Origin of the sequence: Streptomyces sp. SM1 (genome assembly GCF_002910825.1) — a bacterium.
GTDB lineage: Bacteria > Actinomycetota > Actinomycetes > Streptomycetales > Streptomycetaceae > Streptomyces > Streptomyces okerensis.
Map to the genome: position 1 here is coordinate 1 of NZ_NEUB01000096.1, position 923 is coordinate 923.

2 protein-coding genes are annotated in these 923 nt (G+C 75.3%); one reads left to right on the top strand and one right to left on the bottom strand.

What is annotated here, in order from left to right:
• Nucleotides 1–343: CdaR family transcriptional regulator (locus B9S61_RS02130; protein ID WP_146064676.1), on the top strand; the 343-nt coding region annotated here is incomplete at its 5' end.
• Between the two features lie 2 nt (nt 344–345).
• Here B9S61_RS02130 and B9S61_RS02135 read toward each other — a convergent pair.
• On the bottom strand, nt 346–923 hold a 578-nt coding region (locus B9S61_RS02135; RefSeq protein WP_146064677.1), incomplete at its 5' end, for a glycosyltransferase family 4 protein.

The window sequence follows — 923 nt, forward strand, 5'->3', positions numbered from 1 at the left end:
GGGGCTGCCCGACCGGCCCTGGCACGACGCCCGCCGGCTGGACATCGACCTGCTGCTGTGGCGGCTGCGGGACCACCCGGACCTGGCGGCGTTCGTGGACCGCGCGATCGGCCCGGTCCTGGACCACGACCGACGCTCCAGACCGCCGCTGCTGCCCACCCTGGAGACCTACCTGGCGCATGCCGGGCGCAAGGCGGAGACGGCCCGGGGACTGCATCTGAACCGGCAGACCCTCTACAACAGGCTCGCCCGCATCGGTGAGTTGCTGGGCACCGACCTCGACGACCCGCAGACGGTCCTGGCGTTGAGTCTCGCCCTGCGGGCACGGCGGCACGTGCCCTGAGGTCAGATCAGCGGCCGGGGGCGCGTCAACTCGTCGTACACGCTGAGCACCTGGGCGACCGTCTCGTCCTCCGTCGGCCAGCCGGCCGCCTGCCGCGCGCCCCGGTCCCTGAGCAGTTCCCGCCGCCCGGGATCGTCCAGCAGCCCCGCGACGGCGTCGGCGAGCGCCCGCGCGTTGCCGTACGGGACGAGTTCGGCGGCGTCGCCGACGAGTTCGGGGATGCCGCCCACGCGGGTCGCGACGAGCGGCACGCGCGCGTGCAGGGCCTCCTGGGCGAGCGGGGAGCGCGCCTCCCACCGGCTCGGCAGCAGCGCGATGTCGGCGGCGGCGAGCAGATCGGGGATGTCCTCGCGCGGTCCGACGAGCCGGACCGGCAGCTCCTCGTCCTCGATCCGGCGCTGGAGTTCCCCGCGCAGCGGTCCCTCACCGGCGAGCACCACCAGCGGCACGGGGTCGAGCCGCCGCCACGCGTGGGTGGCGTCCAGCAGGATGTCGTAGCCGCGGTGCCGCTCGAGCGATCCGACGGCGACGAGCAGGGGGCGGCCGATGGCGCCGAGTTCGGCCCGGAGCTTGGGCCGCA